Source organism: Kitasatospora sp. NPDC023176, from assembly GCF_055560495.1.
On record NZ_JBVHIP010000016.1, the window covers coordinates 1 to 26,611 of the forward strand.

Consider the following 26,611-nt stretch of genomic DNA (forward strand, 5'->3'; position numbering starts at 1 on the left):
CCGACGGCCGCATCGTCGACGAACTCCACCACCCCACCGCCGACACCGTCCTGGACCGCATGCGCCGCTTCGAGGCCAAGGGCCGCACCAGCTGAGCCCGTTCAGCCACCCGACGCCCCCGATCCCCTAGTACCCCCAGGACTGACGCTCCCCCATGTTCCGCACCGCACTGCGCAACGTACTGGCCCACAAGGGCCGACTGCTGATGACGATGCTGGCCGTCATGCTCGGCACCGCCTTCGTGGCCGGCACGCTCGTCTTCACCGACACCATGGGCCAGGCCCTCCGGACCCAGAACTCCAAGAGCTACGCCGACATCGCCGTCACGGTCAGCGACGACTCGGCCGTGGGCAAGGGTTACGACCGCGGCGCCACCACCGTCACCGGCCCGACCCTCACCGAGGAGGCCCGCCGGAAGGTCGCCGCGCTGCCCGGCACCGCCGAGGCCCGCGGCGTGGTCAGCGGCTTCGCCGGCATCGCCGACAAGAAGGGCGCGCTGATCGGCAACGGCTTCTCCACCACCGGCACCAACTACGTGCCGGGCGCCGACGGCACCGACCCGCGCTACCCGCTGGTCCAGGGCCGCGGCCCCAAGGACGCCACCGAGATCGCGCTCGACACCAGGACCGCCGAGAAGGGCGGCTACCGGGTCGGCGACACCGTCCGGGTCGCCGTCAACGGCCCGGTGATGGAGCTCAAGCTCACCGGCACCCTGCACACCAACGACCCGCGCGTCCTGGCCGGCGGCTCGCTGGCCGCCTTCGACACCGCCACCGCCCAGCAGCTCTACCTGAGCCCCGGCCGCTTCGCCTCGCTGGACGTCAAGGCCAAGCCCGGCACCGATGACACCGCCCTGCTCGCAGCCGTCAAGCAGGCGCTCCCCCAGGGCGACACCATCGAGGCCAGGACCGGCCGCGAACTGGCCGCCGAGCAGGACCGGATGATCGACCAGGGCTCCAAGGTCCTGAACACCTTCCTGCTGGGCTTCGCCGCCATCGCGCTGTTCGTCGGGATCTTCATCATCGCCAACACCTTCACCATGCTGGTCGCCCAGCGCACCCGGGAGCTGGCCCTGCTGCGCGCCGTCGGCGCCACCCGCCGGCAGATCACCCGCTCGGTGCAGGTCGAGGCCGTCCTGGTCGGCCTGACCGCCTCCGTCGGCGGCCTGCTGGCCGGTGTCGGGATCGCCGTCGGGCTCAGGGCGCTGCTGAACGGCCCGATGGACTTCAACCTGCCGGACGGCCCGCTGGTGATCGCCCCCACCACCGTCCTGACCGCGCTCGCGGTCGGCGTGCTGGTGACGCTGGTGGCCGCCTGGCTGCCCGCCCGCCGGGCCTCCCGGATCGCCCCGGTGGCGGCGATGAGCGCCACCGAGCAGCCCGCCACCCAGAAGAGCCTGGTGGTCCGCAACACCGTCGGCCTGCTGTTCTCGGTGGCCGGGCTCGGTCTGCTGGCCGCCGGTATCAGCGGCAAGGAGGTCAAGCTGGTCGGCCTCGGCGCGGCCGCACTGCTGCTCGGCGTGTTCGTGCTGACCCCGCTGCTGTCCCGGCCGCTGATCGCGCTGCTCGCCCCGGTGCTGCGCGCCGTGTACGGCACCCCGGGCAAGCTCGCCCAGGAGAACGCCGTCCGCAACCCGCGCCGCACCGCCGCCACCGCCTCGGCGCTGACCATCGGCGTCACCCTGATCACCTCGCTGACGGTGATCGGCGCCTCGGTGAACAAGGCCGTGGACGACTCCACCGAGAGCGACCTCAAGGCCGACTACACGGTCGCCATGCAGAACGCCTCGATGCTCTCCGACGAGGTCGCCACCCAGATCGCCAAGACGCCCGGTGTCCGCGTGATGAGCGCCGAGCGCGGGCTTCCGGTCACCGTCGGCCAGGGCAACGGCGAGGGCGAGGGCGACGGCGACGGCGACCGGGAGTGGCTGACCGCGGTGGACGCGGCGACCATCGACCAGCTGACCACCGTCAAGATCAAGGAAGGCTCCGCGGACGCCCTCAAGCAGGGCAAGCTGCTGGTCAGCGCCGGCCGCAGCGAGCGCGCCGGCTACAAGCTCGGCGACACCCTCGCCGTCACCTACCCGGACGGCGCCAAGGGCTCGCTCACCGTCGGCGGCATCCTGGAGGCCGACACCGCGCCGGCCAACGTAATCGCCCCGGAGGCCGTCGTCGGCCCGCACGCCAAGCCCGGCACCGGCCTGGACAAGATCCTGGTCAAGGGCGAGCACGGCGCGACCGAGCAGCTCAAGCAGGCGCTGCGGGACGCCACCGGCGGCAACCCGCTGATCGCCGTCAAGGGCGACAAGGACATCAAGGCGGAGAGCCGCCAGGCCATCACCAACATGCTCAACCTGATGTACGGGCTGCTCGGCATGTCCGTGGTGATCGCCGTCCTCGGTGTGGTCAACACCATGGCGATGTCGGTGTTCGAGCGCCGCCGGGAGATCGGCATGCTGCGGGCCATCGGCCTTGACCGGCTCGGCATCCGCCGGATGGTCCGGCTGGAGTCGCTGCTGATCGCGCTGTTCGGCGGGCTGGTCGGGATCGGCCTGGGCATCCTGACCGCCTGGGCGGCGATCCGGACGATGGCGGACGACCTCAAGGGGCTCGGCACCGTGGTGCCCCCGCTGCAGATCGCCTGCTTCCTGCTCGCGGCCGCCGTGATCGGCCTGCTGGCCGCGCTCTGGCCGGCCCACCGGGCGGCGAGGCTGGACATCCTGGACGCGATCAAGAGCCAGTAACCCGCGCCCCGCGTCACCCACGGAGCCCCGGACGGTCCGACCGTCCGGGGCTCCGCGCTTGCCCCGTACACCGAGGACCGGTGGCGTGCGCCGGCGTTCGCCGGCGCTCGGTGGTGTTCGGTGGTGTTCGCTGGCGCTCGGTGGTGATCGGTGGCGGATTGTCGGTGATGCGTGCAAGGATCGCCGCACATTGACACGACGTCACACCACGGGGGTGGATCGTGATTTCGAGCTGGATCACGGGGACGGACTCGAGCGGGAACACGCACACGGCGAGGATCGTCACGCGCGGCAACGACGAGCGCTATGTGGAGTGCGACAGCTGCGACTACCAGCGGCGGGTGTCCTGGAGTGCGCGCGACACCGCCGAGTCGCACCTGTGGAACGCCCACGACGCCTCCGGGTTCCACCGGCGGCTCGCGGCCGGCCCGTTCGTCGTGGCCGGCATCGCGCTGCTCGTGATGTTCTTCTTCCTGGCCAAGTCCCACATGATCTAGGACAGATCCAGGACTGTTGACACGACACCGCACCGCCCGGCGGGGCGGCCGGGCGGTGCGGGGCGTGCGGTGAACTGCCGGGTCAGGCGGCCGGCTTGGCGGCGACGGGCTCGGCGGGCTTCGCCTTGCCGCCGAACAGGTTGAAGAACACGGCCAGCGTGGGCAGCAGGTAGGCCAGCCAGACCACCAGCTGCAGCACTGTCGGGTCCGGCTGGAAGTTGAACACGCCCTTCAGCAGGGTGCCGTACCAGCTGTCCTTGGGGATGGTGCTGGAGATGTCGAAGGCCGTCGCGTGCAGGCCGGGCAGCCAGCCGGCCTCCTGGAGGTCGTGCACGCCGTAGGCGAGCACGCCGGCCGCGACCACGACCAGCATCGCGCCGGTCCAGGTGAAGAACTTCGCCAGGTTGATCTTCAGCGCGCCCCGGTAGAACAGCCAGCCGAGCACCACCGAGGTGAGCAGGCCGAGCGCGGCGCCGATCAGCGGGTTCCAGCCGTCGTCGGTGGCCTGCACCGCCGACCAGATGAACAGCGCGGTCTCCAGGCCCTCCCGGCCGACCGCCAAGAAGGAGGTGACCACCAGCGCCGTGGTACCCATCGCGAGCGCCGCGTCCAGCTTGCCGTGCAGTTCGGTCTTCAGGTGCCGGGCGGTGCGCCGCATCCAGAACACCATCCAGGTCACCAGCCCGACCGAGATGATCGACAGCGAGCCGCCGAGCGCCTCCTGGGCCTCGAAGGTGAGCTGCGAGGAACCGAACTGCAGCACCGCGCCGAAGACCATGGAGAGCACCACGGCCGCGCTGACGCCGAGCCACACCGGCGGCAGCTTGTCCCGGCGGTCGGTCTTGACCAGGTAGGCGATCAGGATGCAGACGACCAGGCTGGCCTCAAGGCCCTCGCGCAGGCCGATCAGGTAGTTGCCGAACACGGCTGACTCCTTGGATCCGTGGGGGTGGGGACGGGCCTGTCTCTCGGGTTGTGTCGGATCAGGCCGCGGCGTTGGGGTGCGTGCATCGCAAGGCGGAGGTGGGGGCGCCTCCCGGCCGGAGGCCGGGAGCGGAGGCGATGCGGTGGGGGCACCTCCCGGCCGGAGGCCGGGAGCGGAGGCGATGCGGTGGGGGCACCTCCCGGCCGCCTGGCTGGGGGCCATCGGGCGACCGACGACAACGCGGCGAGGTGCGTGCCCCAACACCGCGGACCCGGCAAGGGCCCGGGAGACAGGCCCCTAGCCGAACAGGGCCTGGCCCCACCACTCGCCCGGCTTGCGTACGCCCGCCGGGCAGGCGAAGTGGGCGGAGCCGACGTGCTGGATGTACTCGTTGAGCTTGTCAGAGGCCGCGAGCCGCTGCTGGAGCGGCACGAAGGCCTTGCGGGTGTCGCGCTGGTAGGCGAGGAAGAACAGCCCGGCGTCCAGGCGGCCGAGGCCGTCGGTGCCGTCGGTGAAGGAGAAGCCGCGGCGCAGGATCATCAGGCCGTTGTTGGCGTCCGGGTGGGCCAGGGCGACGTGCGACGTCGCGGGCATCGCCTTGAGGTCGGGGGCGTCGTGCTCCCTGCCCTTGCCGTACGGGGCGCCCTCGCCCTTGGTGCGGCCGAAGGTGTCCTCCTGGTCCTTGAGCGAGGCGCGGTCCCAGGTCTCGATGTGCATCCGGATGCGGCGGGCGACCAGGTAGGAGCCGCCGGTCATCCACTCCGGGCCGTCGCCGGGGGCGGCCCAGACGTGCGCGGCCAGGTTGCCGGCGTCGGAGCCCGCGATGTTGTGGGTGCCGTCCTTGAAGCCCATCAGGTTGCGCGGGGTCTGCTCGTCCGGGGTGGTCGAGGAGGTCTTGCCGAAGCCGAGCTGGGACCAGCGGATGTTGACGGTGCCCATGCCGATCCGGGCCAGGTTGCGGATCGCGTGCACGGCGACCTGCGGGTCGTCGGCGCAGGCCTGGACGCAGAGGTCGCCGCCGCTGCGCAGCGGGTCGAGCCTGTCGCCCTTGAAGGCGGGCAGTTCGATCAGGGCGTCGGGGCGCTGGGCCTTGAGGCCGAAGCGGTCCACCGGTTGTCCGTCCGGGCCGGTCTTCTCGAACAGGCTGGGCCCGAAGCCGATGGTGAGGGTGAGCCGGGAGGCGGGCAGGCCGAGCGCCTCGCCGGTGTCGTCCGGCGGCGCCTCGGCGGAGCCGGGGACGGCGCCGGTGCCGACCTCGCGGCCGCCGGTCATCGCGGCGGCCGCCTTGGTCCACTCCTTGAGCAGCTTGACCAGGGACTCCCGGGTGGCCTTCTCGGAGACGTCGAAGGCCGCGAAGTGCAGCCGGTCCTGGACCGGGGTGGCGATGCCGGACTGGTGCTCCCCGTAGAAGGGCACCTCCCCGGCGGCCGTCGCGGCGGCGGCCGGGGCCGGGTCGTCGTCCTGCCGGACGGCCGCGGCGACCGAGCCGACGGCGGCGGCGCCGAGCGCGACGCCCGCGCCGGCCCAGCCGATGACGGCGCGGCGGCTGACCGCGCCCGGGTTGGCGGTGGCGGTGGCGGCAGCGGCCGGGGTGCCGTTCTGCTGCTCGTTCTCGGCGTCCATCGGCGGGCGGGCCCTTCTCACGTGCTGAACCACTGAACTGCTGAACTTCTGACTGACTGGCCTACTGAAGTGCTCTCGGCGGAGCGCTACTTGACGACCACGGCGGCGGCCAGCCGCGACAGCGGCTCGCCCAGCGAGTTGACCGCGTCGGAGAAGGTCTTGCGCTCGGCCTCGGTGACCTTGTCGTACGGGGTAAAGATGCCGTCGGCCTGCCGGTACTTGGCGAGCAGGGCGTTGATGGCGGCGAACTCGGAGTCGAGGGTCTTGGCCAGCTCCGGATCCTTCTCGGCGGCGACCGGCTTCAGCAGCTCGTAGGCCTTCTGGGCGCCCTCGACGTTGGCGTGGAAGTCCGCCAGGTCGGTGTGGCTGTAGCGGTCCTCCTCGCCGGTGATCTTGTTGGTGGCGACCTCGTCCAGCAGCTCCTTGGCGCCGTTGGCCATGCTGGTCGCGGTGATCTCCGCCTCAGGGATCTTCTTCTGCCAGTCCTTGAGGTCGGCGACCAGCCGGTCGGCGAGGGTCTTCTCCTCGTCGCCGATCCTGGCGTCGGCCCAGAGCGCCTTCTCCAGCCGGTGCCAGCCGGTCCAGGCCTGGCCCTGCTCCAGCTTGTCCTCGCGGGTGTCGGTCTTGGGGTCGACGTCCCCGAAGCTCTCGGCGACCGGCTCGGTGCGCTCCCAGCCGGTGCGCGAAGGCGCGTACAGCGACTTGGCCTTCTCCAGGTCGCCGGCCTTGATCGCGGCGGCGAAGGCTTCGACGGCCGGGATGGTGGCGTCGGCCTGCTCCTGGGCGTAGGTGCGGTAGGAGTCGACGGCGGCGGCCAGGCGCGGGTCGGCCGGGGCGGTGCTGCCGCCCTCGCCGGTGACCGTGATCTTCTGGCGGATGCCGTCGCCAACCATGCCGGGTTTGCAGGCGATCTCGTACGAGCCGGCCTTGATCTCGGCGTTGATGCTGGCCTTGGTGCCGGGGCCGATGTTCTCCCGCTCGGTGACGATCTTGTCGCCGGCGGCGTAGACGTAGACCTCGGTGGTCTTGGAGCCCTTGTTGCTGATGTCCAGCACCACGTGACCGGCCGGGAAGCTGGCCTTGGAGACCTCGCAGGCGGTGTCGGTGGCGTTGATCCTGACCGCGTCCGCGCCGCCCGCCCCGTCGTCCTTCTTCGACGCGCAGCCGGCCAGGGCGGCGGTGGCCACGGCGAGGCTGAGCAGCGCGGCTGCGGTGGAACGACGGCGGGCGGGCATGGGGGCTCCAACGGAAAAGGGCATGGGGGTGCCAAGGCCGGGTAAAGCGCCGGCCAGGCCGGTGCCTCCTTTTTAGCTAAGGCATACCTTACGTAAGAAGTCTTTACCGTCGACACCCGGCCCCCGCCCTGCCCGAACCGTTACCTCCCTGCCCGAACCGTTACCTCCGGGGCCGCCGCTCCTCCGGCTGCTCCCCCGCCTGCTCCGCCGCCTGCCGCTCCGGCACCCGGCGGGCGGCCGCGCGGGCCGTCCAGCGGCCCTCCCGGCGGCTGATCCGGATCGGGTGGCCGAAGGTCTCGCTGATCAGCGCGGTGGTCATCACCTCGTCCACCGGCCCGGCCGCCAGGCACTCGCCCTCGCGCAGCAGCAGGGCGTGGGTGGTGCTCTCCGGCAGCTCCTCCAGGTGGTGGGTGACCAGCACGCTCGCCAGCTCGGGGTGCTGGTGGCGCAGCAGGTCCAGGCTGTCCAGCAGCAGCTCGCGGGCCGTGAGGTCCAGCCCGGTGGCGGGCTCGTCGAGCAGCAGCAGCCGGGGGCTGGGCATCAGCGCGCGGGCGATCAGCGCCCGGCCTCGCTCGCCCTGGGAGAGCGTGGTCCACGGGGCGTCGGCCATCGCGGCCATGCCGAGCGTCTCGATCAGCCGCTCCGCCCGCTCCACCGCCTCGGGGGCGGGCTTGCGGTGCCACTCCGGCTCGATCGTGTTGGTGAACCCGGTGAGCACCACCTCGCGCACGCTCAGCGGCGAGCGCAGCGGGTGCCGCGGGTTGACGTGCCCCAGGTGGGCGCGCAGCTCCCGGATGTCGACCCGGCCCAGCCGGCGGCCGAGCACGTCCACGGTGCCCCGGGTCGGGTGGGAGACCGCGCCGAGCAGCGCGAGCAGGGTGGACTTGCCCGCGCCGTTGGGGCCGAGCAGCGCCCAGTGCTCGCCGGGCCGGATCTCCAGGGTGATGCCGCGCAGCAGGTGCCGGCCGTCGCGCACGACGTCCACGTCCTGGGTGCGCAGCAGCGGGCCGTCGAAGGACGGGTCGGACGTGGTCATGGGGGCGGCTCTCCGATCGCTGCACCGGGCAGGGTACGGGCGGGGCGCCGCACCGGCCGGCCGGCGCCGATCGTCCGTGTGCACCGTACAACCGTCGGCGGGAGCGGAACCCGGCCGTCCGAGGGATGGACCCCGGCCCGCGCGCAGCGGGCCCGACCCGCCCGGCCGCGCGCGGCCTGCGCCTGACGCCGGATCCGATCGGCCCGCCCGCGGGCGAGTCTTCAGAATCCCCTTGCGCGAAGGGAGTTGGGGAGGAACATGGTGCCTTCCGAGGGGGACGAGGGGGAGGCGTGATGGTCGTGGACGAGGAACGGCCCGACAGTCTGCACGGCCTGGTCGAGCGGCAGGCCCGCCGGGCGCCGCAGGCGGTGGCGGTGCGCTGCGGCGAGCAGGAACTGACGTACGGGGAGCTGGACGCCCGCGCCGACCGGCTGGCCGCCCACCTGGCGGGGCGCGGGCTGGGCCCGGGCCGGCGGGCGGCGGTCGCGCTGGGCCGGGGCACGGAGGTGTACGTCGCGATGCTGGCGGTGCTGAAGACCGGCGCCGCCTTCGTCCCGCTGGAGCCGACGGCGCCCGACGCGCTGCTGCGGCACGTGCTGGGCGACGCCGCGCCCGAGCTGGTGGTCACCGAGGAGCGCCACCGGGTGCGGCTGGCGGACGCGGGTGGGGCGCAGTTGGTCTGCCTCGACGAACCGGACCTGCCGCAGCGAGAGTTCGCGCAGCCGGAGGTGTCCCCGGGGGACGTCGCCTGCGTCTTCTACACCTCCGGTTCCACCGGCCTGCCCACCGGCACCCTGGTCGAGCACCGCAACCTGCTGGCCGCGTACGCGGGTTGGCGCGAGGTGTACGGGCTGACGCCCGAGGACCGGATCCTGCAGACGGCGAGCCTGGAGTTCGACGTCTTCACCGCCGACTGGGTCCGCGCGCTGGGCACCGGCGCCACCCTGGTGGTCGCCGCGTACAACCTCACCCTGGACCGCACCGCCGACCTCGCCGCCCTGCCCGCCCTGGTGGCGGAGGAGCGGATCACGGTGCTGGAGCTGAACGTCCGCACCGCGCGCCGGCTCACCGCCCTGCTGACCGCGACCCGCGCCGGGCTGCCCGGGGTGCGGCTGCTCACCATCGGCGCGGAGAAGTGGTACCTGGACGAGCAGTTGGCCCTGCAGCGCCTCCTCGGCGGGAGCACCAGGGTGCTGAACGTCTACGGCCTGGCCGAGGCCACCGTGGACAGCACCTACTTCGAGGTGCGCGGCGCGGCCGCCGCCGAGGGCGCCGAGCGGGTCTCGCTGGTCGGCCGGCCCTTCCCCGGCACCCGGGTGTACGTGCTGGGCCCGAACGCCACCCCGGTGCCGTCCGGGCGGGTCGGCGAGATCGCGATCGCGGGCTCCGGCCTGACCCGCGGCTACCTCAACCGGCCGGTGGACACCGCCCGCCACTTCGTCCGTGCCGACTTCGCCCCGGACGGGCGGGTGCTGCTCACCGGCGACCTCGGGGTACTGCGGGCGGACGGCGTGCTGGAGTTCGTCGGAAGGGCCTCCACCGTGGTCGGCCCGCTCGGCGCGAACCGGGCGACCACGGTGACCACGCGGGTCAAGGCGGCGGCCCGGGCCGAGGGCGCGCTGCGCGCCCACCCGGCGGTGCGGGAGGCGGCCGTGGTCGAGGTTCAGCCCGTACCGGGGCGGCGGGTGCTGGTCGGCTACGTGGTGCCCACCCAGGGCTCGCCGGGCGGGGTGGACGGCTGGTCGCTCACCCAGTACCTGCTGACCGAGCTCAACGGCTTCTCCTCGCCCGCCGCCGTCATCGTCGTCCCGGAGCTGCCGCGCACCCGGGCCGGGAAGCTGGACCGCGCCGCGCTGCCGCTGCCGGCCCCGCCGCAGCACACCGCGCCGCACTCGGCCAAGGCGGGCGGCAGCCGCAAGGGCGGCGGCAAGGCGGGGGGCGGGGCGAACAACGGCGACGACTCGGCGGGCTGCCTGGCGGCCTTCATCACGGTGGTCACCACCATCCTCACCCGGGCCCTCACCGACACCTTCTTCCCCGGTTCGACGGACCTCTCGGGGGTGCCGTCCGAGTACCACTTCTGGTTCGGACTCCTGTACTTCGCCGAGTGCGCCGCCTTCGGCGCCGGGCTGGCCTTCCTGTTCCTCGGCCTCCCGGCGGTGCTGCGGCAGGGCCGCTCACCCAAACTGTCGGTGCTCACCCACCTCTCGGTGGTCTGGCTGCTCGCCAACTGGTGGCCGCAGGACAATCTCTACCGGCTGACCGCGGCCACGGACTGGGCGCGCGAGACGGCGATGGTGTACGTGTTCAACATCTCGCTGATGCTGGCCGCGGTGATCGTGGTGATCTTCCTGTTGACCAAGCCCCGTGCCGGCAGCAGAAAGTGACGTGTGATCAGCGCAGTGCCTCGAACATCCCGGTCAGCCCGTGGTTGGCCGCCGTGAGCAGCGCCTGGGCGGCGTCTAGCGCCTCGGTGTCCGGCCCGGCCAGGGCGAGGCCGACGGCGGGCTCCGGCTCGTGGCCGGCGGTCGGGATCAGCGGCAGCAGGGTGACCCCGAGCCGGGCGCAGCGCCGGCGCTGCCGGTCGAGGTGGTCGTGCAGCGCCTCGGGGGCGAGCCGGGCGCCGAGCGGCAGCGCGTCCAGGGTGCGGACCAGGTGGCCGGGGCCGCGTACCCGGTCGAGGCGTTCGCGGAGCATGAAGGCGACGGCGGGGCCGGTGAGCCGCAGGTTGATCTCGGTGGGGGCGAGCCGGCGCTGCCGGTCGGTGACGAAGTCGACGTCGTACCAGCCGCGGTAGCCGTCGGCGGCCAGCCGCTCCCCCACCGCGAGGGCGAGGCCGCGGGCGGTCTCGGCGGCGGCCCGAGGCACCACGCCGGGGCCGACGGTGACGCCCTGGTAGCGGGTGCCGGCCACCTCCATGGCGCCCGCCCCGACCGGGTGCACGGTGCCGTCGGGGCCGATCACGGCGTCGTAGGTGAGGTCGCGCAGCCGGGCGGCCGGGCCCGGGTCCACGTACTCCTCCAGGAGCAACTCGCCCTGGGGCGGCAGGACTTCGGAATGGACCAGGCGGCGCAGCAGCGCGCCACCGCCGCCGGCGGCGAACAGTTCGGCGGGCTCGACCACGACGGTGCCGTATCCGCCGACGCCGTGCGGGCTCTTCAGTACGGTGGTCAGGCCCCGGGTGGCGCGGACGGTCAGCCGGCGGGCGGCGCGGCGGCGGCCGTCAGCGCGCTCCTGGGCCGGGACGACGATCCCGGGGTATGCGGGCGCGAGCTGCGCGAACAGCCCGTGGGCGGCGGCCTTGGACTCGTAGCGGCGGACGGCGGCCAGTTCGGGCCCCTCGCCCTGGGCCGCCGTGCGGCCCCAACTGATGACCGGGTGGCCGGAGTCGGCGATCGCGGCGGCGAGGGCCGGCCGGGCGGCGAGCGCCTCGGCGAGCGTCTGCCCGGCCGCGACTCCGCTGTGCACCTGGACCGGCCCCCAGGCCAACTCCCGGGCCAGCCAGTCGGTCCAGGCCCGGTCGACCTCGGCGGGCAGTACCAGCACCGCCGGTTCCGGGCTGTAGCCGACGGCCAGGCAGGCGTAGTGGTGCGCCTGCCGCAGCCGTCGTGCCCGCTGCGCGGCATCCATGCCGGGCGCGACGAACTGCGCGTTGAAGTCCGCGACGTTGCCGATGTGCACCGCCGCCCGCCCGCCGGTCCAGGCCCCCACCCATCCGTCCATGGAGCGAGAGCTTAGGGGCTCGGAGCGTCAACGGCCCCGGCGGTGCCGGTAGTCGACGGTCACGACGGCCGTGTGGACGGCTTGTTAAGTTCCGATCAGTTTTGATTTGACAAGGACACAACTTGGCAAAGTTATGACCTTTCCTCTAGCTCAACCTGACTGATCGCCGTCAATCTCGGTCGCAGCTCTTTGCAGCCCCTTTCCCTGCAGCTAACCCCACTGGAGCCAGAGTTGAGCCTGACCCCCTCCTCCCACCGTGTCCGCACGGCCGGAGCGATCGCCGTCGTCGCCGCCCTCGCCGCCGTGGCCGTCCCCGCCACCACGGCCTCCGCCGCGCCCGCCACCCGCGACGCGGCGATAGCCCAGGCCCGCGCCAACGTCACCCACAACGCCGGGGTCTTCGGCTACGGCGCGGGCCAGGACCTCGTCCTCAAGGACGTCGTCCTCGACGCCGACGGCACCTCCCACATCCGCTTCGACCGCACCTACCAGGGCCTCCCCGTGGTCGGTGGCGACCTGGTCGTCCACCAGGACACCCGCGGCAGGCTCAAGGACACCTCCCGGGCGGCCGCCCACGACGCCGCCGTGAAGTCCACCGTCCCCAAGGTGCCCGCCCAGTCCGGCGCCGCGAACGCGCTCTCCGCCGCCCCCGGCGTCCGGGACGCCACCAGCACCCCCGAGCTGGTGGTCTGGGCCGCCGACGGCACCCCCCGGCTGGCCTGGCGCACCGTCGTGGAGGGCACCGGCGAGCACGGCCAGCCGGCCGGCAAGGTGGTCGTCACCGACGCCACCACCGGCGAGCAGATCGAGTCCTACGACGCCGAGCACCAGGCCGCCGGCACCGGGAACTCCGAGTACACCGGCCAGGTCACCATCGAGACCACCGCGGCCAACGGCGGCTACACCCTCACCGACCCGGTCCGCGGCCACGTCACCAAGGACGCCGGCAACCTCTCCGCCGGCTCGATCAAGGCCACCTCCGGCACCCCGTTCACCAGCACCACCAACGTCTGGGGCGACGGCCGGAAGTTCTCCGCCAACCGCGCCACCGCCGCCGTCGACGCCCACGCCAACACCGCCTGGACGTACGACTACTACAAGAACGTGCACGGCCGGAACGGCATCAAGAACGACGGCAAGGGCGCGACCGTCTTCGTCCACGTCGGCACGAACTGGGACAACGCCCAGTGGTCCGACAGCTGCTTCTGCATGATGACCGGCGACGGCAACGGCAACACCGACCCCGAGCAGGTCGACCTCGACACCATGGGCCACGAGATGACCCACGGCGTCACCAGCGCCACCGCCAACCTGCGCTACAGCGGCGAGTCCGGCGGGCTCAACGAGTCCACCAGCGACATCTTCGGCACCATGGTGGAGTGGTACGCCAACAACAAGGTCGACACCGGCGACTACCTGTTCAGCGACCAGTCCACCCCGCCGTGGCTGCGCCGCTTCGACAAGCCCTCGTTGGACGGCAAGTCGGCCGACTGCTGGAGCAGTTCGGTCGGCAAGCTCGACGTCCACTTCTCCTCCGGCGTCGGCAACCACTGGTTCTACCTCGCCAGCGAGGGCAGCGGCGGCAAGACCGTCAACGGGGTCGCCTACAACAGCCCGACCTGCAACAAGTCCACCGTCACGGGCATCGGCAACCAGAAGGTCGCCAAGATCTGGTACCGCGCGCTGACCGTCTACATGACCTCCACCACCAACTACAAGGGCGCCCGCGCAGCCTCCCTCAACGCCGCCCGCGACCTCTACGGCGCCGGCAGCACCGAGTACAACGCGGTCGCCGCCGCCTGGAGCGCCGTCAACGTCAACTGACGCCCCACAGTCAGCTGTTGAACCCGATGTGGACGTGGTCGTGGTGGGTGTCGTCGGTGAAGAACCGGTTGCCGACACCCGCGATCGCCACCGGCCCGCCCACGTTGTACGAACCGGCCGCCGCCGCGTCCCGCATGAAGGACTCGACCAGCTGCCGGGGCGTGGCCGGGTCCACCACCGCCCGGCCGTCGATCCGCCACACGTCGAAGGCCCGGCCCAGCGGATGGTCGCTGGGCCGGGCCGTCCCGAAGACGTCCAGCGGGTGACCGCTGCGCACCACGCTCACCGACAGCGCGTACGGGCCGGCCAGCCGCAGCATCGCCGCGAGCACGGTGTCGTGGACGGTGCCGCTGCGCAGGTCGTCCGCCGCCTCGGGCGGCAGCTCGATCCTCGGCTCGGCCAGCACCCTGGCCACCGCCGGGACGGGCGAGGCCGCGGCCGGGCCCGGATCCCCCGGGTACAGCGCGGTGACGGTCCAGCGCGGCTCGGCCCGGCTCAACCGGACGTCCACCGTGACGCCGCCCGAGGCCACCGAGCCGTCCGGCTGTCTGGTCCACTGCCGGCAGACCACCAGCACGCTGGCCGAGTCGGCGAGGATCCCGCCGTACTGGGCGACGATCACCTCCAGGCTCGCCTCCGGGGCCGCCGCGGCGAGCCGGCCCGCCTGGTCCGCCAGCCCCGGCGGCAGGCCCAGCGCCGCCACCCGGGCCCGGGCCGCCGGCGCGCCCTGCCCGCCGGGCGGCCAGGCGCCGAGCGCGGAGACCAGCTCGACGGCGCGGCGCTTGACGTCGGGCTGGATCTCGCCGGGGCCGGGCTGCCAGAGCGGTGGGTTGGGCAGCGGGCTCGGGGTCGGCGTCAGCGTTGGTGTCGGCGTCAGCGTTGGTGCCGGCGTTGGTGTCGGCGTCACCGCAGGGGTCGGGGTCACCGTCGGGGTTGGTCCTTCGGTCAGGGCGGACCCCGAACTCGTCGCCGCGGCACGTGGTTCGGCCCCGCCGGAACACCCGGCCACCCCCAGCAGCACCACCGCCGCCCCCGCCCGCAGCACCCCGCGCCGGCCCGCACCCCGGCCACCGTCTCCGAGTCCGTCTCCGCTCGCCATGCGGTCAGTATGCGACCGGCGGCCCCGACCGGGCGCGGGCGTCAGCCCAGACAGCGGATCGGCTCACCCGCCAGGAAGGCCGCGATGTCCTCCACCGCCTCGCCGAAGTACCGCCGGTAGTTGTCCTGCGAGACGTACCCCAGGTGCGGGGTGGCCAGCAGCCGGGGCGCGCGGCGCAGCGGGTGGTCGGCGGGCAGCGGCTCGATGTCGAAGACGTCCACGGCGGCGCCCGCGATCCGGCCGCCGGTGAGCGCGGCGAGCAGCGCGTCCTGGTCGACGATCGCCGCCCGGGAGGTGTTCACCAGGTAGGCCTCGGGCTTCATCAGGGCGAGTTCGGCGGCGCCGATCAGCCCCCGGGTGCCCGCGTTGGACGCCAGGTGGACCGACACGAAGTCGCTCTCCCCGAGCAGTTGCTCCTTCGACCCGGCCCGGCGCACCCCCGCCTCGGCCGCCCGCTCCTCGGTCAGGTTCCGGCTCCAGGCGAGCACGTCCATGCCGAAGGCGAGCCCCACCCGGGCCACCGCGGCGCCGATCCGCCCGAGGCCGAGCAGGCCGAGCGTCCGCCCGTGCAGGTCGGCCCCGACGGTGCTCTGCCAGGGGCCTCCCTCGCGCAGCGCGGTGTTCTCCTGGACGATGCCGCGGGCCAGGCCGAGCAGCAGCGCCCAGGTCAGCTCGACCGGCGGGGTGCCGGAACTGGCGGTGCCGCAGACGGTGACGCCGTGCGCCGCGGCGGCCGCGTGGTCGATCACCGAGTTGCGCATGCCGGAGGCGATCAGCAGCTTGAGCCGGGGGAGCCGGGCGAACAGCGTGGCGGGGAACGGCACCCGCTCGCGCAGGGTGACCACGATGTCGTACTCGGCGAGGGCGGCGGCCAGTTCCTCCTCCGAGCCGTGGTGCTCGCGGAAGGCCGTCACCTCGACCCGGCCGGCCAGCGGGGACCAGTCGGCGGAGCTGGTGGCGACGCCCTGGAAGTCGTCCAGGACGGCGCAGCGAAGGAGCGTCATGCCTGCAGCTAAGCAGACGGGCCACGGCCCCGGGAGCCGCAGCCCGTCACGGTCCCCGGTCCGGACGATCCACGAGGGCGCGCCGAGCTCGGCGCGCAGGACGGCCATCGGGTACCTCGGCTCGCGCGGGTCGGACCAGGCGCCCCGGCCGTCCAGCAGGATCTCCAGCGGGCCCTGCTCGACGGGTTCGGCTCCGTCCGTGCCGGGCAGCCTATCCGGCCGGCCGGCTCAGCCGTCCGGGGTCAGCAGCGCCTCCGCGGTGGCCGTGCGGGCGTACAGCACCCAGCGGCCCGCGCGGTGGGCGCTGACCAGCCGGGCGTCCCGCAGCGCCGTCAGGTACTGGGAGACAGCGGAGGGCGACAGTCCGGTGCGCCGGGCGAGTTCGGCGGTCGAGGCCGGGGCGGCGAGTTCGGCCAGCAGCCGGGTGCGGGAGCGGCCGAGCACCGCCGCCAGCGCCTCCGTACCGGGCGGGGGTGCGGTCGCCCTCCAGAGGCCGCCGATCCCGCGGGCCGGGTAGGCGAGTTGCGGCGGGTCCGGCGGGGCGAACCGGGTGTACAGGGCGGGGCCGGTGAAGGCGGACGGGATGAGCAGCAGGCCCGGCCCGGCCGTGCCGCGGGGCAGCGGGCGGGAGCGCCGGCTCAGCTTCAGGGCGCCGTCCGTCCACCGCAGTTCGGCGTGCAGGTCGTTCAGCGCCCGCTCGGCGCCGTGCTCGGCGGCCTGCCGGGCCCGGTGCCGCACGTCGGCGTCGAGCACCGCGCGGATCCGCGCCCAGTAGGGCGCGAGGGCCAGTTCCCAGTACGCCTCGACCGCCTCGGCGAGCCGCGCCAGCCCGGCCTCCGGGTCGGTGTGCAGGGCCCGCAGCCGGGGACCGAGGGCGCCCTGTTCGGCCGCCAGCCGGTCCAGATCGCGCCGCACCTGCCCGGCGGGGGTGGCCCGGATCGCGGCGAGTTCCCCGCCGAGGGTCGGGGCGGGGCCGGCCGGGGCCGGGTTGATGAAGTCGGGGACGTAGCCGCTCGGCGGCACCAGTTCGGCGAGCAGTCCGGACACCGCCGGGCCGAGCGCCGCCAGCCGGGGCCGCACCTGCTCCGCCCAGGGGCCGTGGACGGCGTGCGGCAGCCCCGAGCGCAGCAGGCGCAGGCTCGGCCCGACCTCCCACATCGGTGCGACCACGAACCGCATCCGCGCCAGGTCGCCCGCCGTGAACCGCAGCTCCGCCAAGGCCCGCCCCCGTGGATTCACACATGTCCGAATCAGTGGCGATCAGACTAGTTCAGCGACGATCATGACCGGCATGACCTCCGCCACCACCCCGACCGCCGCTGTCACCGCCCCCGCCAGCACCCCGACCGCCAGCACCCTGACCGCCGCCGCCTCCGGCACCTGGCAGCTCGGCGACCGCGCCGTCCACCGGATCGGCTTCGGCACGATGCGCCTGCCGCAGACCGGCCCCGCGCTGGTGCCCGACGCCGTACCCCGCGACCGTGACCAGGCCCTGCGGGTGCTGCGCCGCGCGGTCGAGCTGGGCGTCAACCACATCGACACCGCCGCCTTCTACTTCTCCCCGCTGCGCTCCGCCAACGAGCTGGTCAACCGCGCCCTCGCGCCGTACGCCGACGACCTGGTGATCGCCACCAAGGTCGGCCCCGCCCGCGACGCCGACGGCCGGTGGGCCGACCACGCCCGCACCCCCGAGGGGCTGCGTGCCCAGGTCGAGGAGAACCTGCGCCAACTCGGCTGCGACCACCTCGACCTGGTCAACCTGCGCATCCTCGGCACCGACTCGATCGCCGAACGCTTCGGCGCACTCGCCGAGTTGCGGCAGGCCGGCCTGATCCGCCGGCTCGGCCTGTCCAACATCCACCCGCACCAGCTCGCCGAGGCCCAGACCATCGCGCCCGTCAGCTGCGTGCAGAACCCGTACGGCATCGGCGCCCCGGCCGCCCAGGACGAACTGCTGCGGCTCTGCGGCGAGCAGGGCATCGCCTTCGTCCCCTTCTACGCGATCGCCGGCGCCGGGCGCGAGCGGGGCGCCGGCGGCGCGGAACCCGCCGAGGTCCGCACGGTGGCCGAGGCCCGCGGCGTCAGCACCGCCCAGGTCCGGCTCGCCTGGACGCTGCACCGGGGCCCGCACGTCCTCACCATCCCGGGCACCGGCGACGTGGCGCACCTGGAGGACAACATCGCCGCGGGCGCCCTGCGGCTGACCGCCGAGGAACTCGCCCTGCTGGACCGGGCCCACACCGGCTGACCCGGAACCACCGGCGGCCCCACCGGCGTCGCTCCGAGGCAACCGTTCCCGACCCCGGAGCCCGCCCGTGCCCGACATCGCCACCGCCACCGCCACCGCCACCCGCTACCTCTACCTCGCCCGCCACGGCGAGGCCACCCAGGACGGCCCGGACGGCGGCGGCCTCACCCCCGCCGGCCGCCGCCAGGCCGCCCTGCTCGGCCGCCGTCTGGCCGGCCGCCCCCTCACGGCCGTCCACCACGGGCCGCTCCCCCGGGCCGCCGAGACCGCGCGGCTCGTCGGGGAGCAGCTCGACGGGGTGGCGGTGTCGGTCTGCGAGGAGGCCGGCGACTACCTCCCGTACGTCCCCTCGGCCGGTGAACTCCCCGCCGAAAGTGCCGAGTTCATGCTCCGCTTCCTCGCCGGCGCCTCCGCCGAGGAGCGCTCCCGCGGCCCCGAGCTGGCCCGTCGGGCCGTCGACCGCTTCACCGGTCCCGCCCCGGGGCCCGAGGAGCGGCACGAGCTGGTCGTCACCCACGCGTTCCTGATCGGCTGGCTGGTCCGGCACACCCTGGACGCCCCCGCCTGGCGCTGGCTCGGCCTCAACGCGGCCAACGCGGCCCTCACCGTCCTCCGCTTCGCGCCGGGCCGCCCCTCCGCCGTCCTCGTCCTCAACGACCAGACCCACCTGCCCGAGGAGCTCCGCTGGACGGGTTTCCCGCCCGAACTGCGGCTCTGAGGGCCCTGCCTGTCCCCGCACGGGAAGTCGGACGGGCCGACTTCCCGTGCCGGCGACTACCGCCGGGCGGCGGCCTGGTGCAGATGGCGGCTCACATCGCCGACCAGGGTGATCCGGACCAGCCGTTCGGCGAACCGCCAGTGCCCGTCGGCGCGTTCGAAGCGGTCGCGGTAGCGCCCGGCGGCGATGGGTTGCAGCGGCAGCTCGGGCAGGGCCTGGAACACGGTGACGTACGAGCGTGCGAGCGCCGTCCCCGCCGGCTCGTCCACCTCGACGGCGAGGTTGCTGACGACGTGCTGGGTGCGCGGTGTGCCGTCCCCGTGGATGATCACGGTGTCCCGGAACATCCGCTCGATCGCCGCGCGGCCGCGCACCGGCTGGCCGCCGCCCGCGAAGACGGCATCGGCGAGCAGTTCACCCAGCCCCGCGAAGTCCCCGTCGTCCACCAGCTCGGCGTAGCGCGCGATCAGGCGCTCGATGGCCCGGTGGCTTGACCCCGGATCCCCGGGCACGTCCTTCGACATCGATACCTCTCCTCCCCGCGCCGCCGGGCGGCGCCGGACAGGGCCTAACGCCCGCGTTCCAGGACCAGTTCGGTCCAGCTCACGTCCTGGCGTCCGTGCAGGTCGGGGCGTTCACCGCGGTGGAGCAGCCGCAGGCCCTGGGCCTGCGCCAGGGTGACGGTGTGCTCGGGCGGGACGTCGAACATCCGGCGGCCTGGCGGCACCGGGCCGTGCCGGAGGCTGAGGGCGAGCCGGGCGCCGGGGGCGAGCAGCCGGGCCACGGCGGCCATCGCGGGCGGGCGTTCGGCGGGGGCGAGGTGCATCCACACCGCGGTGATCAGGACGAGGTCGAAGCGTTCGCCCGCCGCGCTCAGCCGGGGCAGGGCGGGCAGCTCGTCCGCCACCCACCGCACGCCCGAGTCGGGGTGCAACCGTTCGCCGACGGCCCGCAGTTCCGGGGTCGGTTCGACCGCGACCACCCGGTGGCCGAGCGCGGCGAGGGCGGCCGCGTCACGGCCGGTGCCGGCGCCGACGTCCAGGACGGCGGCGGGCGGGGCCGGGTAGAGGTGCAGCAGTGCGCGGTGGACCTCGGTGAAGTCCACGCTCTCGTACTGGACGGCGAGTTGTTCCGCCGCCTCGCCGTACCCCGCCGTGCCCGGGGCGCTCATTCCGACTCCCGGACGACCACCGCGTCGCCGGCGGCGGCCGCGCCCGCGAAGAAGTCCCGTAGTTCGCGCAGGTCGTGGACGACCCGGCTGGCCCAGGTCTCCGACCAGGGCGGCTCGGCGCCGAGCTGGGCGACCCTGCGGGCGAGCACCGTGTCCTGCTGACGGACGAGTTCGCCGAGCGCGGAGTCCCGCAGGAAGGTGAAGGCGGCCGCGACCTGTTCGGGGCGCAGCACCAGCATGTCGCCCCCGGCCTCCGGGGGTGCTCCGCCGTAGACGGGCAGCCGGGCGGCCGGGTCGGGATGCAGGCCGTTCTCGGTGAGCGCGAGTTCCATCAGGACGGCGGTCTGCCGCACTCCGAGGGCCAGTCCGGCGGCGACCAGCCGGTCGTAGCCGACGTCGCGGCTCCGGGGCACCAGTTCGCCGAGTTCCTCGGGCGAACAGACGTCCACGGCCTGCCCTGGCAGGCGACGCCAGAAGTGATCAACGCTCACCCGGAAAGCGTAGCGAACGGCGGGCCCAGCGATCAGCGGCTCAGGGCCCGTCTCACCATGCGAGCCGTTCGAGTCGCGTCAAGGATCCGCGGGGCGGGGGTTGCGGGGCCGGGGTTGCGAGGCAGGGGCCGCAGGGTGGGGGTTGCGGGGCGCGGGTTCAAGCCTCACCGGGGTGCCAGGTCGGCCATTCCCAGGGGCGGTCGGCCCAGTGCACCTTGGCGGGGTCGTGCGGGTCGAGGCCGGGGAAGAGCTGCTGGACACGGGGTTCGAACTCCTCGGGGGCGAGCGGCTCCCAGCCGTGGCCTTCGAAGTGGACGAGGCGGTAGCGGCTGTCGGTCCGGAACTCGGCGATTTCGACCGGGTGTGCGGACGTGCTGTTGGTCTCCATGACCCCCAGCATGTGGCGCGGCGGCAATCAGCGCCCGCTCAGACCCCTCTTCCGGGTCATGTCCCCGCGTCGGCGCGCTCGTTGAGCAGGGAAAGGTACGGCGGGGGCGGCGCTGGAAGGACAAGCACATGACTGGGCAGCCCACCGGAGGACAGTGGCAGTGGCCGCCGAACGCCTGGCAGCCTCCTCCGGTCCCCATTCCGGCACAGGCCGGACCGCCTCTGACGGGGCCGTCCATGGGGCCGCCGGTGGGCCCGGATCCGGGCCCACCGCGCCGTTCGCGGAAGGCCTGGGCGGTGGCGGCGGGCGGCACGCTCGCGCTGCTGGCCGCCGTGCTGGTGATGTGCGGGCCGGGTTCGGGCGATGACGTCCGGGTGGTGGCATTGCCGGAGGCCTCGCCCTCGGCCACCCCGTCGGAGCTGCTGCCGGTCCTCCCGCCGGCCGGCACCCCCTCGCCCTCCCCGGGGCCCTCCCCCGCGCCGTGGGGCGCCCTGCCGGGCGGCGGTGGCCCGGCCACCGCGGCGGCCGCCCCGGGCGGGGCGGAGCGGGCCGACGCCCAGCACGCCTCGCCCGGGGCGCGGCCCAAGTCGGGTCGCGGCTCGCACCCGAGTCCGACCGGCCGGCCGGCGCCGAGCGGGGGCCCGGGTGCGCCGGGGGTCCCGTCGCTCGGCCCGGGCACGATCTGCGACCAGGCCGAGCGGATCGGCCGCTGGTCGGCCGGTTCGGAGCAGGCCCGCCTCTGCCGCGGCGTCTACGGCTGACCCTCGCCGATCGGCCCTGACCGGCGCTGACCGGCGCTGACCGACCCCGCCGGCGCCCGCCACCGCCCCCGGACGGGCGCCCGTCCGGTGGAACGGCCCCGCGAGCCCGTCCCGGGCGGAGCCGGCAGCGGGCAGCGGGCGCCCCGTGCGGGCCGGTTCCCGGCCGGCCTCACCGCGTGCCCAGCAGCTCCTTGTCCAGTCGGGGCGCCAGCACCCGGGCCAGGGTGTCCGTGATGTGCCCGGTGTCCCGGTAGAGCACCACGCCCTCCAGGACGGCCGGGCAGCTCGGCCCGCCGCCCGGGCAGAGCACCGGCCCGAGGTCGAGGGTCCGGACGCCGTAGCGGGCCGCGAGGCCGCCGTCGAGCAGGGGGTCGGGCTCGAAGGCGGTGTCGCGGGGGAAGAAGCAGGCGTCGGAGCGGCCGTCGGAGGCGGCCAGGCAGGTGGGGATGTCCTTGCCGGGCATCGGGGTGTCGCCGAGGTAGGCGAGCGGGGCGCCGAGCGCGGTCAGCCGGTCCAGGGTGCGGGTCCAGCCGGCGGTGCGTTCCTCCTGGCTGCCGTAGCGGTTGAGGCCCGCCAGCAGGACCAGCCGGGGCTTGGGCCCGGAGGTGAGCCGGGTGAGGGTGTTCTCGCGCCAGCGGTCGCACTCGTCGAAGGTGCGGCCGAGGACGTCGTTGCGCACGGTCAGGGTGGCCAGCGGGCAGCCGGGCTTGACCAGCACCTCCAGCGCCCAGTGCCGCTGTTCGGCCATCTTCAGCCCGGCGGAGATCCACTGTCCGGCGTGGGAGTCGCCGAGCAGCACGATCCGGTCGGGGCTGTCCTGGTTGCCGAAGAGGCAGCGGGGGCTGGCGTCGGCGTTGAGCGGGATCTCGCAGCCCTTGCCGGGCGGGAAGTCCTCCCGGGCGCGGGCGAGCGACGGGGTGAGGCCGAGCACCCGGACGCCGGGGGCGAGCAGGGCGGGTCCGTCGACGGCTCCGGCGGGTGCGGCGGCGGGGGTGTCCGCGGTGCCGCCGAGCGCGCGGACGGTGCCGCCGCCGAGGGTGAGGGCGGCGATCAGCGGGATGACCAGGGCGCTGGCGCCGACGGCGAGGCCGCGCCGGGGTACCGGGCTGCTGCCGTACCGCAGCGGCTGTTCGACCAGGCGCAGGGTGAGCCAGGCGGGCAGGGCGCTGGCGGCGGTCAGGGCGAGCAGGACCGTCCAGGGCAGCTGGCCGTAGCGGGCCTGGGCGATGGTCAGTACCGGCCAGTGCCACAGGTACCAGGCGTACGAGAGGCGTCCGGCGGCACGCAGCGGTCGGGTGGCGAGCAGGCCGCCGACCATCCGGTCGGCGGGGGCGGCGAGCAGCAGGGCGGCGGTGCCGAGGACGGGCAGCAGGGCGGCCGCACCGGGGAAGGGGGTGGTGCGGTCGTACCGGAAGACCGCCGCGAGGACGGCCGCCAGGCCCGCCCAGCCGAGCAGTCGCAGTGTGCCCGTCAGGGCGCGCCCGGGGGTGCGGGCGGCGAGGGCGCTGCCGAGCAGGGCCGCGCAGGCGCCGGCCGCGAACTCCCAGAGCCGGCTGCCGGTGGAGAAGTAGGCGAGCGGCGCGGAGGTGGCCGTCCAGCGCAGGCAGAGGGCCAGCGAGGTCCCGCCGATGGCGAGGGTGGCGAGGGTGATCGCCAGGGTCCGGCGGCGGCCGTGCAGGTAGCGGGCGAGGCCGAGCAGCAGGACGCCCCAGAGCAGGTAGAACTGGTTCTCCACGCCGAGGGACCAGAAGTGCTGGAGCGGGCTGGGGTCGCGTTCGGCGGCGAGGTAGTCGGTCTGCTGTCCGACGAAGCGCCAGTTGGCGAACTGGCCGGCGGCGGCGATGAGGTCGCGGGCGAGGTCGGTGCCGCGCAGTGGGTCGAGCAGGGCCCCGCCGGCGGCGGCGGTGGCGACCAGCACGGTGGCGGCGGCGGGCAGGATGCGACGGGCCCGGCGGGCGGCGAAGTCCCACAGGCCGATCGGGCGGCCGGTGAGCAGGCCGGTGATCAGGAAGCCGGAGATGACGAAGAAGATGTCGACGCCGACGAAGCCGCCGGCGGGGCCGGGGACGGCGGCGTGGAAGGCGAGGACGGAGAGCACGGCGATGCCGCGCAGCCCCTCGATGTCGGGGCGGAAGGCGGTGCGCCGGCGGGGCTCGCCGGTCGGCACCGGTTCGGCGGTGGCGGAGGCCGGGGCGGTTTCGGCGGCGACGGCCTGCCGGTCCACCCGGACGACTCCGGGCAGCAGTTCAGCGGAAGGGGACGTGGAAGACGTCGGTGGTACGGCCGTTGACACGGCGGTGCTCCTTGCTGGGCTGGCAGCGGTGGTCGGGCCCGCCGGGCCGATGGGGCGGCCTGGCGGCGGGGTCCGCGCCGGTGGGGCGACGCGCAAGGAAACGCAGCGTTGGACAGTCGGTTCCAGAGGACGGGCGGTTCCGGAAAACGGTCGGTGCTGGAAGAACAGTCGGTGCTGGAAGAACAGTCGGTGCTGGAAGAACAGTCGGTGCTAGAAGATCAGCGGATCGGCCCAGCCGGAGGCGAGCACCCCGCACAGCACCAGCACGGCGGTGACGGCGACGGCCTCCGCCCGTCCGAAGCCGAGGTCGGAGCGGCGTCGCACCGGCGCGGCGACCTCGCCGCCCCTGCCGCCGGCCCCGCCGAGCAGCGGCCACAGTTCCCTGATCAGCGGGATCATGGTGTACGCGGTGAGCCCGAGCAGCGCGGTGAGCGCCCAGAAGGGCCGCCAGCCGTACTCCAGCGCGGCGCGCACCAGCCCCGCCCCGCCCGCGAGGACGACGAGGCCGAGCCAGCCGACCCCGAGCCGGGCGACGCCGCGGGCCAGCGCGGTGCCGCCGGAGACGGCGCCGGTGGGCACCCAGTCGGCGGAGCGGCGGCGCAGCGCGTGGGCGATGGCGATCACGTGGCAGAGCCCGCCCAGGAGTTGGACCCGGGTGACCTCGAAGCGCCAGCGGGTGCGGGACATCGCGGGCAGCAGCACCAGGGCGACCCAGATCGGCGGCAGGAAGGGCAGCACCTGCCAGGGCTGGATCTGCTCGGGGGCGAAGAACAGCATGATCAGCGCGGGCAGCGGCACGGCGAACACGTTCACCGCGCTGGTGACGTAGCCGAGGATGCCGTTCCAGAAGCAGAGCCGGGCCGAGCGCGGCAGGGGTCCACGGCGGAAGTCCGGGTCGCGGACGAGGGCCAGGGAGCCGAGGCACCAGCGGTACTGCTGGCTGATGAAGGCGGGCAGGCCGGTGGGCGACATGCCCTTGGCGACCAGCGCGGGGACGTAGCGGGTGCTCCAGCCGGCCCGGGCGAGGGCGAGGCCGGTGTAGAGGTCCTCGCTGTGGTCGATCTCGGCGAAGCCGCCGATCCGTTGCAGGGCGGCGCGTCGGTAGAGCGCGTTGGTGCCGCAGCAGACGGTGCCGTCCTGGGCGTCCCGGGAGGGCTGGATCCAGCGGTAGAAGATCTCCTGGGTCGCTCCCGCGGCGCGTTCGAGCCAGGACATGTCGGCGTCGGTGTCGAAGCACTGCGGGCTCTGCACGATGCCGACCCCGGGGTTGTCGAGGTAGGGCACCAGGTGGTGCAGGAAGTCGGGGCGCGGGCAGAAGTCGGCGTCGAGCACGGCGATGATCTCGCCGGCGCCCTCGGCCAGGCCGTGGTTGAGGTTGCCGGCCTTCTTGAACCGGCCGCGGTCGGGGCGGGCGCGGTACTGGAAGCCGTAGGAGCGGGCGAGTTCACGGACCTCGGGCCGGTCGGCGTCGTCGAGGACCAGGACGGTGAGTTCACCGGGCCACTGGACGGCGGCGGTGTGCCGGTAGGCGTTGTCCAGGACGGCCAGTGGTTCGCCGGCGGTGGGCAGCAGCAGGTCCACGCTCGGGTGGCGGGCGGGGTTCCAGGCGCGCAGCAGCAGGTCGTGCGAGTCGCGGGTGAAGCGGCGGGCGCGCTGGCCGTCGGCGAGCGAGAGCAGCCACGTGACGGCGTTGAGCACGGTGAGCACCAGGAACGGCCACAGCAGCGGCTTGCTCAGCGCGAACAGGCCGAGGGTGGCGGTGGCTCCCGCGTAGGAGAGGGTGGCGCAGAGCAGCACCCAGCGGCGCTGCGGGCCGAAGTACCAGTAGAGCTCCTGGTCGTCGGGTGGGCTGGGGAGTCGGAGGTCGGGGTCCGCGGGTATCGGGCGCGGACCGGTGTCGGGTGCGGGCATGGCGGTGCCATGGAGTACGGGCATGCGGAGATGGCCCCCCTGGGCATCGGACGGAACCTTGCCGTTCGACCACAGCCTCTCATATTGGTCTGGACCAATCATGAACGAGGTGTGACATCTCCGCATCGCCCCAGCTCAACGACTTGATGCCGCGTCAGTAGCACGACGGACCGTCAAACGATCAACAAACCGGCCCGCTTCCACCCACCCTCAGGCCGCCTTCAACTCCTTGATCAGCCGCTCGAAGCGGAGGTCCGGCCGGCGCGGGATGCCGAACCGCTCGTCCCCGTACGGGAAGGGGCTGTACTCGCCGGTCCGGCGGAAGCCGCGCCGCTCGTACCAGGCGATCAGCTCCGCGCGCTGCTCGATCACCGTCATCTCCATCGCGCCGACGCCCCACTCCTCGCCCGCCAGCCGCTCCGCCCGGGCCAGCACCGCCCGGCCGATCCCGCCGCCCTGCAGGCCGGGACGCACCGAGAACATGCCGAAGTAGGCGCGGTCGCCGCGCCGTTCCAGCTGGCAGCAGGCCAGCAGCTCGCCGTCCCGCTCGGCCAGCAGCACCAGCCCGTCGGTGTGGCCGACGGCGTCCGCCACGGCCTCGGCATCGGTGCGCCGCCCGCCCAGCAGGTCCGCCTCGCTGGTCCAGCCGGCCTTGCTGGCCTCGCCCCGGTAGGCGGACTCGACCAGCGCGACCAGGGCCGGGACGTCGGCGAGGGTCGCGGTACGGAAGGCGGGTTCCCCGGTGGGCTCGGTGGCGGGCCCGGTGGCGGTTTCGGACATGGCGGTTCCCCTTCTCAGGCAGGTCGGCTCGATCCGGGCATCGTGCCACAGCGAGCACACCCCCACCGCGAGGACCATGGCCGTCACCGCCAGGGGAGGGCGACTCGCCGTGTGGCCGCGGAGCCTGGCGCAGCTGGCGGG

Annotated in this window: 22 protein-coding genes and 1 pseudogene; 8 read left to right on the forward strand and 15 right to left on the reverse strand. The window is 74.1% G+C overall.

Annotated elements, in window-relative coordinates:
• The 3 genes and pseudogenes from ACZ3YL_RS21920 to ACZ3YL_RS21930 all read left to right on the forward strand — a co-directional run.
• Positions 1–95 (forward strand): annotated as a pseudogene (locus tag ACZ3YL_RS21920) (ABC transporter ATP-binding protein); the annotation flags it as partial.
• 59 nt (positions 96–154) lie between these two features.
• A complete protein-coding gene (locus ACZ3YL_RS21925) occupies positions 155–2,743 on the forward strand; it encodes an ABC transporter permease (RefSeq protein WP_465659205.1) in 2,589 nt (862 codons plus the stop codon).
• 308 nt (positions 2,744–3,051) lie between these two features.
• Positions 3,052–3,240, forward strand: a complete 189-nt coding sequence (locus tag ACZ3YL_RS21930; protein WP_188305126.1) for a hypothetical protein — start codon at positions 3,052–3,054, stop codon at positions 3,238–3,240.
• Between the two features lie 82 nt (positions 3,241–3,322).
• Here the strand turns inward: ACZ3YL_RS21930 and efeU are convergent, their stop codons facing one another.
• The 4 genes from efeU to ACZ3YL_RS21950 form a co-directional block, all read right to left on the reverse strand.
• Entirely contained in the window at positions 3,323–4,165 is an 843-nt protein-coding gene (gene efeU / locus ACZ3YL_RS21935) for an iron uptake transporter permease EfeU (protein WP_465659207.1), read from the reverse strand.
• A gap of 297 nt (positions 4,166–4,462) precedes the next feature.
• A complete protein-coding gene (gene efeB, locus ACZ3YL_RS21940; protein WP_465659209.1) occupies positions 4,463–5,788 on the reverse strand; it encodes an iron uptake transporter deferrochelatase/peroxidase subunit in 1,326 nt (441 codons plus the stop codon).
• Positions 5,789–5,874: 86 nt separating this feature from the next.
• The gene (efeO, locus tag ACZ3YL_RS21945) at positions 5,875–7,023 is read right to left on the reverse strand and encodes an iron uptake system protein EfeO (protein ID WP_465659211.1); all 1,149 of its coding nucleotides are present in this window, start codon (positions 7,021–7,023) and stop codon (positions 5,875–5,877) included.
• A gap of 160 nt (positions 7,024–7,183) precedes the next feature.
• Positions 7,184–8,059 (reverse strand): ABC transporter ATP-binding protein, encoded by an 876-nt coding sequence (locus ACZ3YL_RS21950; protein ID WP_188305122.1) that lies wholly within the window; start codon positions 8,057–8,059, stop codon positions 7,184–7,186.
• A 293-nt stretch (positions 8,060–8,352) separates the two neighbouring features.
• Here ACZ3YL_RS21950 and ACZ3YL_RS21955 point away from each other — a divergent pair, with 293 nt between their 5' ends.
• Complete coding sequence (locus ACZ3YL_RS21955) at positions 8,353–10,446, forward strand: amino acid adenylation domain-containing protein (protein ID WP_465659212.1); 2,094 nt, start codon at positions 8,353–8,355, stop codon at positions 10,444–10,446.
• Between the two features lie 7 nt (positions 10,447–10,453).
• On the opposite strand, the gene ACZ3YL_RS21960 is transcribed toward ACZ3YL_RS21955, so the two are convergent.
• Positions 10,454–11,782: a hypothetical protein gene (locus tag ACZ3YL_RS21960; RefSeq protein WP_465659214.1), complete on the reverse strand. Its 1,329-nt coding sequence runs from the start codon at positions 11,780–11,782 to the stop codon at positions 10,454–10,456.
• A gap of 231 nt (positions 11,783–12,013) precedes the next feature.
• On the opposite strand from ACZ3YL_RS21960, the gene ACZ3YL_RS21965 reads away from it, so the two are divergent.
• Positions 12,014–13,606: a M4 family metallopeptidase gene (locus ACZ3YL_RS21965; RefSeq protein ID WP_465659216.1), complete on the forward strand. Its 1,593-nt coding sequence runs from the start codon at positions 12,014–12,016 to the stop codon at positions 13,604–13,606.
• Between the two features lie 10 nt (positions 13,607–13,616).
• Here ACZ3YL_RS21965 and ACZ3YL_RS21970 read toward each other — a convergent pair whose 3' ends face one another.
• The 3 genes from ACZ3YL_RS21970 to ACZ3YL_RS21980 form a co-directional block, all read right to left on the reverse strand.
• On the reverse strand, positions 13,617–14,531 hold the full coding sequence (locus ACZ3YL_RS21970) for a hypothetical protein (protein WP_465659218.1): 915 nt from the start codon (positions 14,529–14,531) through the stop codon (positions 13,617–13,619).
• 215 nt (positions 14,532–14,746) lie between these two features.
• Positions 14,747–15,709, reverse strand: a complete 963-nt coding sequence (locus ACZ3YL_RS21975) for a D-2-hydroxyacid dehydrogenase family protein (RefSeq protein ID WP_465659220.1) — start codon at positions 15,707–15,709, stop codon at positions 14,747–14,749.
• Positions 15,710–15,937: 228 nt separating this feature from the next.
• The gene (locus ACZ3YL_RS21980) at positions 15,938–16,918 is read right to left on the reverse strand and encodes an ArsR/SmtB family transcription factor (RefSeq protein ID WP_223242768.1); all 981 of its coding nucleotides are present in this window, start codon (positions 16,916–16,918) and stop codon (positions 15,938–15,940) included.
• 82 nt (positions 16,919–17,000) lie between these two features.
• Between ACZ3YL_RS21980 and ACZ3YL_RS21985 the strand changes: the two genes are divergently transcribed.
• Both ACZ3YL_RS21985 and ACZ3YL_RS21990 read left to right on the forward strand, forming a co-directional pair.
• On the forward strand, positions 17,001–17,957 hold the full coding sequence (locus ACZ3YL_RS21985) for an aldo/keto reductase (RefSeq protein ID WP_188306927.1): 957 nt from the start codon (positions 17,001–17,003) through the stop codon (positions 17,955–17,957).
• A 67-nt stretch (positions 17,958–18,024) separates the two neighbouring features.
• Positions 18,025–18,675, forward strand: coding sequence for a histidine phosphatase family protein (locus tag ACZ3YL_RS21990; RefSeq protein ID WP_317621243.1), 651 nt, complete (start codon positions 18,025–18,027; stop codon positions 18,673–18,675).
• A 56-nt stretch (positions 18,676–18,731) separates the two neighbouring features.
• Here the strand turns inward: ACZ3YL_RS21990 and ACZ3YL_RS21995 are convergent, their stop codons facing one another.
• From ACZ3YL_RS21995 to ACZ3YL_RS22010, 4 genes are all read right to left on the reverse strand, one after another.
• A complete protein-coding gene (locus tag ACZ3YL_RS21995) occupies positions 18,732–19,199 on the reverse strand; it encodes a nuclear transport factor 2 family protein (protein ID WP_465659223.1) in 468 nt (155 codons plus the stop codon).
• Positions 19,200–19,243: 44 nt separating this feature from the next.
• Positions 19,244–19,846 (reverse strand): class I SAM-dependent methyltransferase, encoded by a 603-nt coding sequence (locus ACZ3YL_RS22000; protein WP_465659225.1) that lies wholly within the window; start codon positions 19,844–19,846, stop codon positions 19,244–19,246.
• Positions 19,843–20,337 carry a hypothetical protein gene (locus ACZ3YL_RS22005; protein ID WP_465659227.1) on the reverse strand — a complete coding sequence of 165 codons (495 nt, stop codon included), beginning with the start codon at positions 20,335–20,337 and terminating at the stop codon, positions 19,843–19,845. The genes ACZ3YL_RS22000 and ACZ3YL_RS22005 overlap by 4 nt, the downstream gene beginning before the upstream one ends.
• Positions 20,338–20,494: 157 nt before the next feature.
• Complete coding sequence (locus ACZ3YL_RS22010) at positions 20,495–20,725, reverse strand: hypothetical protein (RefSeq protein ID WP_188306923.1); 231 nt, start codon at positions 20,723–20,725, stop codon at positions 20,495–20,497.
• Between the two features lie 236 nt (positions 20,726–20,961).
• Here ACZ3YL_RS22010 and ACZ3YL_RS22015 point away from each other — a divergent pair, with 236 nt between their 5' ends.
• Positions 20,962–21,486 carry a hypothetical protein gene (locus tag ACZ3YL_RS22015; RefSeq protein WP_465659229.1) on the forward strand — a complete coding sequence of 175 codons (525 nt, stop codon included), beginning with the start codon at positions 20,962–20,964 and terminating at the stop codon, positions 21,484–21,486.
• 169 nt (positions 21,487–21,655) lie between these two features.
• On the opposite strand, the gene ACZ3YL_RS22020 is transcribed toward ACZ3YL_RS22015, so the two are convergent.
• From ACZ3YL_RS22020 to ACZ3YL_RS22030, 3 genes are all read right to left on the reverse strand, one after another.
• Positions 21,656–23,779, reverse strand: a complete 2,124-nt coding sequence (locus ACZ3YL_RS22020) for an acyltransferase family protein (protein ID WP_465659231.1) — start codon at positions 23,777–23,779, stop codon at positions 21,656–21,658.
• 210 nt (positions 23,780–23,989) lie between these two features.
• A complete protein-coding gene (locus tag ACZ3YL_RS22025) occupies positions 23,990–25,714 on the reverse strand; it encodes a glycosyltransferase family 2 protein (RefSeq protein ID WP_465659233.1) in 1,725 nt (574 codons plus the stop codon).
• 186 nt (positions 25,715–25,900) lie between these two features.
• Positions 25,901–26,470: a GNAT family N-acetyltransferase gene (locus ACZ3YL_RS22030; RefSeq protein ID WP_465659235.1), complete on the reverse strand. Its 570-nt coding sequence runs from the start codon at positions 26,468–26,470 to the stop codon at positions 25,901–25,903.
• Between the last annotated feature and the right edge of the window lie 141 nt (positions 26,471–26,611).